Here is an 8,748-nt window from a genome sequence, read left to right as displayed (position 1 = left end):
CTGGAAGACGACCAGGTTGATAGGTTCGAGGTGGAAGTGCAGCAATGCATGCAGCTGACGAATACTAATCGGTCGAGGGCTTATCCTACGAACATTCGCTCGGATGTTCAACTTCGGACAACATCAGCTAAACAAGACCTTCGCAAAGGTTCGTATCCAGTTTTCAAGGCGCAAGCTTTGAACAAAGTTCCTGAATAACACTGTTCCCTGATAGCTCAGTTGGTAGAGCACTCGACTGTTAATCGAGTTGTCACAGGTTCGAGTCCTGTTCGGGGAGCCATTCATCTGGAGAGCTGTCCGAGTGGTCGAAGGAGCACGATTGGAAATCGTGTAGGCGCTAACCGCGTCTCGAGAGTTCGAATCTCTCGCTCTCCGCCAGATTAGGCCCGTTGGTCAAGTGGTTAAGACACCTCCCTTTCACGGAGGTAACAGGGGTTCGAGTCCCCTACGGGTCACCATTTTCTACAAAAATTCTTCAAAAAAAGACTTGCAATGACACAAGTAAATGAGTTATAGTATTACTTGTCGCTCAGCACGGAGGCTTAGCTCAGCTGGGAGAGCATCTGCCTTACAAGCAGAGGGTCGGCGGTTCGATCCCGTCAGCCTCCACCATTTAACTTCATAAGAAGTACCTTTTAATGACGCGGGGTGGAGCAGCTCGGTAGCTCGTCGGGCTCATAACCCGAAGGCCGCAGGTTCAAATCCTGCCCCCGCAACCAAAACAATTCGGTAGTACATACCGAGCATTTAATAACGCGGAGCCGTGGTGTAGTGGCCCAACATGCCTGCCTGTCACGCAGGAGACCGCGGGTTCGAATCCCGTCGGCTCCGCCATTTCTTCAAAGTTCGGCTCGGTAGCTCAGTCGGTAGAGCAGAGGACTGAAAATCCTCGTGTCGGCGGTTCGATTCCGTCCCGAGCCACCATTTAAGTTCATATGCCGGTGTAGCTCAGTTGGTAGAGCAACTGACTTGTAATCAGTAGGTCGTGGGTTCGACTCCTATCGCCGGCACCATTTTTGGAGGATTAGCGAAGTGGCCAAACGCGGGAGACTGTAAATCTCTTCCTCACGGTTCGGTGGTTCGAATCCATCATCCTCCACCACTTTCTTATCTTAGGGGCATAGTTTAAGGGTAGAACAACGGTCTCCAAAACCGTTGGTGTGGGTTCAATTCCTGCTGCCCCTGCCAATTAATTAGTTGTATGGCGATCGTGGCGAAGTGGTTAACGCACCGGTTTGTGGATCCGGCATTCGTGGGTTCAATTCCCATCGGTCGCCCCATATCAACTACAAAGAATACTTATGCGTTGGGGATTAGCCAAGCGGTAAGGCAACGGACTTTGACTCCGTCATCCCTAGGTTCGAATCCTAGATCCCCAGCCATTTTACGCGGAAGTGGCTCAGCGGTAGAGCATCGCCTTGCCAAGGCGAGGGTCGCGGGTTCGATTCCCGTCTTCCGCTCCATCTTTTATGGCGCCATAGCCAAGTGGTAAGGCAGAGCTCTGCAAAAGCTTTACCCCCAGTTCGAGTCTGGGTGGCGCCTCCACAATTTTTCAAACTTAATATTTTGCGCCCTTAGCTCAGCTGGATAGAGCGTTTGACTACGAATCAAAAGGTCAGGAGTTCGAATCTCTTAGGGCGCGCCATCAATTTGCCGGCGTGGCGGAATGGCAGACGCGCGCGACTCAAAATCGTGAGGGAAACCGTGGAGGTTCGAGTCCTCTCGCCGGCACCATCATGAATAAGACAACCTGTAGGATCAATGATCTTACAGGTTTTTTGTTGTTTATGTGCGTAATAACAATATCGGACAATGGGTCTGGTTGGTCTTTCAGCCTTAAGGTTGGCGTGTTCCCCGCCTGAGGTCCAGTAACAAAAACCGTCGCGGGTCCGTTTTGGAATGTCTGCAAACAACCTACAATAGGAACATAAGCAAGAAACGAAACACAAGAGCAAAGCAAGGCGTAAAGAGAAGTAACAGTATCTAAACAATGAGAGGCGGTGACACAAACAATGAACGGAAAATCTGCATTAGGTGCAATTCTAGTCGTGATTGGTGCATTGATTGTCATGAAGTTTATCGGCATTAATCTTGGATGGATTATCAGTCTACTCATGCCATTCATCTTGATCGGTCTTGGCGTGGTAGGTATTCGTAATAACAGCAAAATCATCGGCGGTATTCTTATCGTAGTCGGAGCTATTATGCTGATTGGCAAATTAGCAGGGTTGTTCGCGCTGCTGCTCGCAGTCGGACTTATCGTATGGGGCGTCTCCTTATTCAAGAATCGTAGAAAAAGTATCTAACGGATGAACGACAACGATTAATTTATAGCAGTGGACGAAGGAGGCAAGAACGATGAGTATCATGCGGAGAGTGCGGGATATGACGGTTGCGACGCTGAATGAGCGTCTTGAGAAAGCGGAAGATCCCGTAAAGCTGATCGATCAGTTTCTCTGGTCGACAAGAGAAGAGATTATCGGGGCAGAGAAGCTTTATCAGCAATGCGCCGGTCATAATAATCATTTGAAAATGCAATGGCTGCAAGCCGAGCAGTTGAAAGAAAAGCGGGAGCAGCAAGCCATTATCGCGCTGAAAGCCGGCGAGGAGCAAGTTGCTCGCATCGCATTGATGGAGAAAGCGTCCAGCGAGGAACGTGCGATGCAGTATCGTGAGCTCTATGATCAATCGCTGCAAGGTACGAGAGAATTGGAAGAACAGCTGCGCGAGCTGCGCAGCGAGTATCAAACCGTGTATGAGAAGCGCGAGTATTTTGCCGCACGGATGGAGTCGCTTCGCTTACAGCAGCGCATGAATGAGCGTTATACAGGCAGCAGCACATACGGTTCGGCCGGACAACAGCCAAGCGGGATGTTCCGCAAGCTGGAAGATCGAATCTCAGATATGGAGCTGGAAGCTCGCAGCTTGCGTGATCTACGCAAAGCAGGGCAAGAGTTTATTACCGAAGCGGGACATACGCTGCAGAACGTGATCGAACGTGAGATGGAGCAATTGAAACGCAAATTACAACAGGAAGGATGGAAGCCGTAATGAAGAAACTGTATCGTTCGCGCCGCGACAAGAAGCTCTTTGGCTTATGCGGCGGTCTAGCCGAAATGCTGAATGTTGATGCGACGCTGCTGCGGATTCTTCTGATCGTGGTGACCGTCTTTACAAGCGGTGCATTAATTCTTGTCTATATTCTGGCTGGATTAGTTGTTCCGAAAGATCCGTACCATTATGGCGGATATGGGCCGGGTGGATATCCTGGCGGAAGCAATTGGAATAACGGGCCGCAGGGCAACCATTACTCGGGACAGGATCAAGGTTTTGGTTATAAAAGCTCGTACAACAACCCGCCTCAGCCACCAACCTCGGGCGGAGCGAATTGGCAGTCGCCGCCGGCACAGTCGGCTTCTAATATAGATGCCATGATGGAAGATTTGGAGAAACGTGCATTGCGCAAAGAAATTGAAGAGCTTCGTGCTAAATTAGCGAAACATGAGAAGGGAGAGTTTTAACATGAGTATTTTCAAAAGAATGAAAGATATGACGAAGGCATCGCTGCATGAGCTGCTTGATAAAATGGAAGATCCGGTTGTGATGCTCAATCAGTACTTACGCGATATGGAGGCTGAGATCCATACAGCTGAGCTTACAGTAGCGAAACAAATGGCAAGCGAGCGCCGCATGAAGCAGCGTCTAGATGAAGCGGTTCGCAGCGGTGTAGACCGTGAAGCGAAAGCAGAGACTGCCCTTCGTGCAGGTCAAGAGGAATTGGCACGCAAGCTGCTTGAGGAGAAAATCTTCTTCGATCAGAAAACAGCGGAATACACGGAGATGCATGCAAGCGCGAAAACGCAAGCGGATGATCTCATGACACAGCTGCACAGCATGAAAGATGAATACTACCAGCTTCGCAACAAACGCAATGAGCTGGCTGCCCGTGCCCAAATGGCGAAGGCGAAGAAACAAATGGCGCAAGTATCTGCTGTACACTCCATCGAGAGCGGCCACGCATCACGCGGCTTTAGCCGGATGGAAGAGAAGATTATGCAATTGGAAGCTGAAGCAGATGTCATGCGCGTTCCATACGGCACTTACAATGCACCAGCGGCTGCTGCAGGCTCTGTAGACCCTGCTAAGCAGCTTCAAATCGAAGAGCAGCTGCAAGCGCTCAAGAGCAAGCTGAACCCGCCTTCCGGCGAGTAAGGCGGATCCAAAGCATTCCCAATAAACGACAAAAGCTACAAACAAGCCATACATGGTCGATGCGCTATTCAGGCATCGACCACTGGCTTGTCTGCGGTTATACATAGATGAGGGGGTACCGCACAGTGAAGGAAGAAGCGTCTTCGCCGAGATCGGAGGCTGAGAAGGAACGGTCTTCAAGGTCGTTGACAGCACCGGCAGCACAAGACAACATGTTTCCGGTGTATCGAAATGAAGGGCGGCCTTCATCCATGCAAACGGAGAAGCGAAGGAATGCAGCAGAGACTGTATTGTGGATACTCGTTATTCTCGGCTTAATCGTACTGGTTCTGCAAGGAACCGGTTATGTGAAGCTGTTTGCCCTGCAAAGTAAAGCAGCGCTCATCGGACTGACGGTCATTGCCCTCTCACTGGTGCTGGCTACCGCGTACAGTTACTTGCAAAGCGTGAAGCTACGAGAGGCGATGAAACGGCTCACGGAGCAGCAGCGCCGCAAACGTCAACGCGTGACATTGCCTGACCAAGAAGGGCAGGCGCAGGCGCCTGAATCCTTCTCGGAAGAGGATGAAGCCTGGACGGAGCAAGTTCGGTTCTCCGCTGTCATTGAGGAGCGGCAGCGTCTTGCACGCGAGCTCCATGATGCGGTAAGCCAGCAGCTCTTCGCCATCTCCATGACGGCAACAGCGGTCAGCCGGACGATGGAGAAGGACTGGGAGCGTGCTAAACGCCAAGTGCAGCTCATCGAGGAGATGGCATCTGTAGCGCAATCGGAAATGCGTGCCTTGCTGCTTCACTTGCGGCCGATTCATTTGGACGGTAAAAACTTGGGTCAAGCTCTGCACAGTTTAATAGACGAGCTGAAACAGAAGGTGCCGATGGTGATTACGTTGGAGGCGGATCCGACGATCAAGCTGGATACGGAAGCGGAAGACCATTTGTTCCGTATCGCGCAGGAGGCGCTATCCAATACACTGCGTCACTCCAAGGCAGAGCACCTCAATATCTATCTGCAGCATGCGGGAGCTTACGTTCGGTTGACGCTGCAGGATGATGGAACCGGCTTTAACCTGGAGGAGAAGAAGCAGACCTCCTATGGATTATTGACGATGGAGGAACGCGTCAATGTGCTCGGGGGCTCGTTGAAATTAATAACTTCACCGGGAAATGGCGTATTAATAGACATATGGGTGCCTGCGGCTGGGCATGATGGAGGAGGAATATCACCGAATGGAAGCGATCGAACGAATGGACAGCATCGAACAACCTATTAAAGTATTGCTTGTGGACGATCATGAGATGGTTCGCATCGGACTTGCGGCTGTACTGAATACAGAGGACGGCATTGAGGTCGTAGGGGAAGCAAGCAACGGGATGGAAGGAATCCGCCTGGCGCAAGCGTATCGGCCGGATGTCGTATTGATGGATTTGGTTATGGAGGGCATGGACGGCGTCGAAACGACCCGCAAGCTCCTGGAGCTCTATCCAGACTGCAAAGTAATCGTGCTCACCAGCTACTTGGATGACGGTAAAATGTATCCGGTCATCGAAGCAGGCGCGTTCAGCTATTTGCTCAAAACTTCCCGTGCGAATGAAATTGCAGATGCAATACGCGCTGCAGCAAGAGGGCAATCCGTGCTGGAATCCCAGGTCGCTGCGAAGATGATGAACCGATTCCGTCAGCCTAAGGCAGAAGCGGTACGTCCGCTTCATGATCAGCTGACAGACCGGGAGATGGACGTGTTGAAATGCGTGTCGAAAGGCTTATCAAACCAAGAGATCGCCGAGGAGCTGTTCATCGGGATCAAGACGGTGAAGTTCCACGTCACGAATATTTTTGCAAAGCTTAGCGTGGATGATCGGACGCAGGCGGCAATTTATGCGCATAAGCATGGTTTGGCGGAGTAGAACGTATAGATGGAAGGCCGTTTCCCGAATTTGAGGAAACGGCCTTTTTTTGGCTTGGCGGTATGATGGAATGTCATAACGATCTCCACTTCTTGCGAAAGGCGAAGGGGGTCAAACCTTCGCGTGCCTTGAACAGATTGATAAAATGGCTGACATTGTCGAAGCCGATTTCATCGGCGATTGCTGCGATGGATTGCGTGGTATATTGGAGCAGCTCTTTGGCCTTCACGATACGGAGATAGATCAGGTAGTCATTAGGGGACATCCCGATATGCTTCTTGAACTCACGGGTGAAATGGTATTTGCTCACGGCTAGTGACCTTGCCAAGGGATCCATCCGAAGTCGTTCTGAGTAGCGACGCTCCATCTCCCGTACGGCATCGGCTATATAGGCCGGCATGGTATCGGAATCGGAATTTCGGACATGAGCGGACAGAATCAGCTCGGTTGCTAATTCAGTCAGAAGCTTGGCGGCTAGAAGCTCTGTATGGATGGTTTTATTCTCGTGAATAGGGATAAGGGCTTGGATGTGATCGAGTAGAGGTGATTGCGGTTGGAGTTGCAGACGGGGATCACCTTGCTGGGCATACAGCTCGTAATAATGTTTACTGGCACCGCCATAGAAATGAACCCAGGCGAACTCCCAATGATCCTGCTCGGCCGTCCGATAATGCTGATGTTCCATGCAGTCGATGAAGAATAGCGAGTCGGCCGTTAAGCTGTAAGTTTGCCCGCCATATTCGAGTCGTCCCTCTCCGGAGACGGTGTAAACAAGCAGATAGGAAGGCAGATGCTGACGTTCTGTAAAATAAGGCGGATGCGTCCAGAAATAGCCGGCTTCCTGCACATACATAAGCGCTGAACGGGCTGCAACGCTTGGCGAAGTAATAAGACGCACGGAATCCGGAGTCCAGCTATGCGAGGCATTCTCCGTATATTGTGGCAAATGCAACTTCCTCCTTCAAAGGGGATTGTCCTTATTATCCGATGCTTCAGAGCAGATAGCAATATTCTGTTATTTTGAAGCAAGATCGCGCGATGTTAGTTTGAATCATAGCGATTACAATGAGGGTATAAATCTATTATTTAGATAGGGGAGGAACCGACATTGTCTCTGCTCACGCCTATCAAGCCGGCAAAGAAGCCTCGCATCGGCTTGTACTCGATTGGTTTGGAAGCTTACTGGCCGCAGTTCCCCGGACTTCGCGAGCGGCTCATGGAGTATGGCAGTCATTTGGAGAACAAGATGTCTCGGTATGGCGAGATCTATAATTTCGGACTAGTCGATTCGGAAGGCAAGGGGAGGCAGGCGGGAGAATGGTTCAATGAGAAGAACGTTGATCTTGTTTTCTGCCATGTGGCTACCTATTCTACGAGTTCGACGGTACTGCCGGTACATCAGTTCTGCAGCAAGCCTGTAATTGTGTTGAATTTGCAGCCGACCGCCCGAATCAATTATGCAAAGTCGACGACAGGTGAATGGCTGGCGCACTGCGTGGCTTGTCCGGTTCCTGAGATATCGAATGCATTTAATCGTGCGGGCATCCGTTTTCGCGTTATTAATGGGTTGCTGGGGCTCGATTATACGCCTGCGATTTCATTGACGGATGAGGTGACCGTTGACCGTCCAGAGGCTGTAAGGGCAATGAGGGAAATTGAAGAATGGATTAAAGCGGCTGGTGTTGTTCGGACACTGCGCCATGCAAGATTTGGTTTCCTCGGCAATACGTACAGCGGGATGCTTGATATGTACAGCGATTTTGCGATGCTCCAAGCTCAGCTTGGGCTTCATGTGGAAGTGCTGGAGATGTGCGATCTCGACCGGTTCGTGAAGGAAGTGACGCAGGAAGAGATCGAAACGAAGCTCGTTGAAGTGGTGGAAATGTTCGAGATTAGCGGGGACTCCCCTTCTGATCCGATTGCCAAGAAGCCGACACAGGAACAGCTGGAATGGTCCGCGAAGGTGGCGGTTGCGCAGGAGAAGCTGGTACGTGCCTATGATCTGGATGCGCTCACTTATTATTATCATGGTCAAGACGGGAATGAATACGAGATGCTGCAGGCTGGTTTTATTGTGGGTCACTCCCTGTTAACCGCACGTGGTATCCCATGCTCAGGCGAAGGGGATATGAAAACGGCTGTCGGAATGAAAATATGCGACATTCTCGGGACAGGTGGAAGCTTCTCTGAAATTGTCGTGGTCGATTATGAGGATGAAACGATTTTGCTCGGACATGATGGGCCGTTCCATATTGCAATCGCCAGCGAGAAGCCGATATTGCGCGGGATGGGCTTGTACCATGGGAAGAAGGGGACTGGGGTTTCTGTTGAAGCGAAAGTGAAGCGGGGCTCCATTACAACGCTGAATGTGACTCAGACCGGGGACGGGAAGCTTGCGATGATTGCGAGCGAAGGTCAGGCCACAAACGGGGAGATCATGCAAATCGGCAATACTCAGACGCATGTGAAATTTGATCTTCATCCGGATGAGTATATGGAGAAATGGTTTGCCGAAGCGCCGACACATCATTGCGCCATTGCGGTTGGGAATCAAGCGGCTCAGTTCAAGAAAGTATCGGAGCTGCTGCAGCTGCGTCATGTGACATTGTGCAAAAACAATTAAGGGAGTGA

Annotated in this window: 8 protein-coding genes, 16 tRNA genes and 1 rRNA gene; 24 read left to right on the top strand and 1 reads right to left on the bottom strand. The window is 50.9% G+C overall.

Annotation, left to right across the window (positions count from 1 at the left end; translation table 11 throughout):
* The 23 genes from BLW29_RS07460 to BLW29_RS07350 form a co-directional block, all read left to right on the top strand.
* Positions 1 to 88, top strand: a 23S ribosomal RNA gene (locus BLW29_RS07460); the annotation flags it as partial.
* Between the two features lie 116 nt (positions 89 to 204).
* Positions 205 to 280 (top strand) — tRNA-Asn (locus BLW29_RS07455).
* A gap of 7 nt (positions 281 to 287) precedes the next feature.
* A tRNA-Ser gene (locus tag BLW29_RS07450) sits at positions 288 to 378 on the top strand.
* Between the two features lie 5 nt (positions 379 to 383).
* Positions 384 to 458: transfer RNA gene (locus tag BLW29_RS07445), tRNA-Glu, on the top strand.
* 78 nt (positions 459 to 536) lie between these two features.
* A tRNA-Val gene (locus tag BLW29_RS07440) sits at positions 537 to 612 on the top strand.
* 30 nt (positions 613 to 642) lie between these two features.
* A tRNA-Met gene (locus tag BLW29_RS07435) sits at positions 643 to 719 on the top strand.
* A gap of 38 nt (positions 720 to 757) precedes the next feature.
* A tRNA-Asp gene (locus BLW29_RS07430) sits at positions 758 to 834 on the top strand.
* Between the two features lie 14 nt (positions 835 to 848).
* Positions 849 to 924, top strand: a tRNA-Phe gene (locus BLW29_RS07425).
* A gap of 13 nt (positions 925 to 937) precedes the next feature.
* A tRNA-Thr gene (locus BLW29_RS07420) sits at positions 938 to 1,013 on the top strand.
* Between the two features lie 5 nt (positions 1,014 to 1,018).
* Positions 1,019 to 1,102 (top strand) — tRNA-Tyr (locus BLW29_RS07415).
* A gap of 12 nt (positions 1,103 to 1,114) precedes the next feature.
* Positions 1,115 to 1,188: transfer RNA gene (locus BLW29_RS07410), tRNA-Trp, on the top strand.
* A gap of 16 nt (positions 1,189 to 1,204) precedes the next feature.
* Positions 1,205 to 1,280: transfer RNA gene (locus BLW29_RS07405), tRNA-His, on the top strand.
* 27 nt (positions 1,281 to 1,307) lie between these two features.
* Positions 1,308 to 1,382, top strand: a tRNA-Gln gene (locus tag BLW29_RS07400).
* A 6-nt stretch (positions 1,383 to 1,388) separates the two neighbouring features.
* Positions 1,389 to 1,463, top strand: a tRNA-Gly gene (locus BLW29_RS07395).
* 8 nt (positions 1,464 to 1,471) lie between these two features.
* Positions 1,472 to 1,545 (top strand) — tRNA-Cys (locus tag BLW29_RS07390).
* Between the two features lie 23 nt (positions 1,546 to 1,568).
* Positions 1,569 to 1,645 (top strand) — tRNA-Arg (locus tag BLW29_RS07385).
* Between the two features lie 7 nt (positions 1,646 to 1,652).
* Positions 1,653 to 1,734, top strand: a tRNA-Leu gene (locus BLW29_RS07380).
* Between the two features lie 278 nt (positions 1,735 to 2,012).
* Entirely contained in the window at positions 2,013 to 2,306 is a 294-nt protein-coding gene (locus BLW29_RS07375; RefSeq protein WP_090977777.1) for a LiaF transmembrane domain-containing protein, read from the top strand.
* 52 nt (positions 2,307 to 2,358) lie between these two features.
* Complete coding sequence (locus BLW29_RS07370; RefSeq protein ID WP_090977775.1) at positions 2,359 to 3,051, top strand: PspA/IM30 family protein; 693 nt, start codon at positions 2,359 to 2,361, stop codon at positions 3,049 to 3,051.
* Positions 3,051 to 3,521, top strand: coding sequence for a PspC domain-containing protein (locus BLW29_RS07365; protein WP_090977773.1), 471 nt, complete (start codon positions 3,051 to 3,053; stop codon positions 3,519 to 3,521). Before BLW29_RS07370 ends, BLW29_RS07365 begins: the two co-directional genes overlap by 1 nt.
* A 1-nt stretch (position 3,522) precedes the next feature.
* On the top strand, positions 3,523 to 4,212 hold the full coding sequence (locus tag BLW29_RS07360) for a PspA/IM30 family protein (protein WP_090977771.1): 690 nt from the start codon (positions 3,523 to 3,525) through the stop codon (positions 4,210 to 4,212).
* A 125-nt stretch (positions 4,213 to 4,337) separates the two neighbouring features.
* Entirely contained in the window at positions 4,338 to 5,483 is a 1,146-nt protein-coding gene (locus BLW29_RS07355) for a sensor histidine kinase (RefSeq protein ID WP_256208429.1), read from the top strand.
* Positions 5,440 to 6,117 (top strand): response regulator, encoded by a 678-nt coding sequence (locus tag BLW29_RS07350; protein WP_090977769.1) that lies wholly within the window; start codon positions 5,440 to 5,442, stop codon positions 6,115 to 6,117. Before BLW29_RS07355 ends, BLW29_RS07350 begins: the two co-directional genes overlap by 44 nt.
* A gap of 73 nt (positions 6,118 to 6,190) precedes the next feature.
* Here BLW29_RS07350 and BLW29_RS07345 read toward each other — a convergent pair whose 3' ends face one another.
* Positions 6,191 to 7,063 carry an AraC family transcriptional regulator gene (locus BLW29_RS07345; RefSeq protein WP_090977768.1) on the bottom strand — a complete coding sequence of 291 codons (873 nt, stop codon included), beginning with the start codon at positions 7,061 to 7,063 and terminating at the stop codon, positions 6,191 to 6,193.
* Positions 7,064 to 7,225: 162 nt separating this feature from the next.
* On the opposite strand from BLW29_RS07345, the gene BLW29_RS07340 reads away from it, so the two are divergent.
* Complete coding sequence (locus tag BLW29_RS07340) at positions 7,226 to 8,740, top strand: L-fucose/L-arabinose isomerase family protein (RefSeq protein ID WP_090977766.1); 1,515 nt, start codon at positions 7,226 to 7,228, stop codon at positions 8,738 to 8,740.
* Positions 8,741 to 8,748: the final 8 nt, after the last annotated feature.

It is taken from the genome of Paenibacillus sp. CF384 (assembly GCF_900106745.1).
Taxonomy (GTDB): Bacteria; Bacillota; Bacilli; order Paenibacillales; family Paenibacillaceae; genus Paenibacillus_Z.
Note: the sequence above shows the minus strand (reverse complement) of the source record. Positions and strands in the feature narration are given on the sequence as shown.

Coding starts and splice junctions, on each gene's coding strand:
- BLW29_RS07375 (WP_090977777.1), top strand. CDS start 2,013: ATGAACGGAAAATCTGCATTAGGTGCAATTCTAGTCGTGATTGGTGCA.
- BLW29_RS07370 (WP_090977775.1), top strand. CDS start 2,359: ATGAGTATCATGCGGAGAGTGCGGGATATGACGGTTGCGACGCTGAAT.
- BLW29_RS07365 (WP_090977773.1), top strand. CDS start 3,051: ATGAAGAAACTGTATCGTTCGCGCCGCGACAAGAAGCTCTTTGGCTTA.
- BLW29_RS07360 (WP_090977771.1), top strand. CDS start 3,523: ATGAGTATTTTCAAAAGAATGAAAGATATGACGAAGGCATCGCTGCAT.
- BLW29_RS07350 (WP_090977769.1), top strand. CDS start 5,440: ATGGAAGCGATCGAACGAATGGACAGCATCGAACAACCTATTAAAGTA.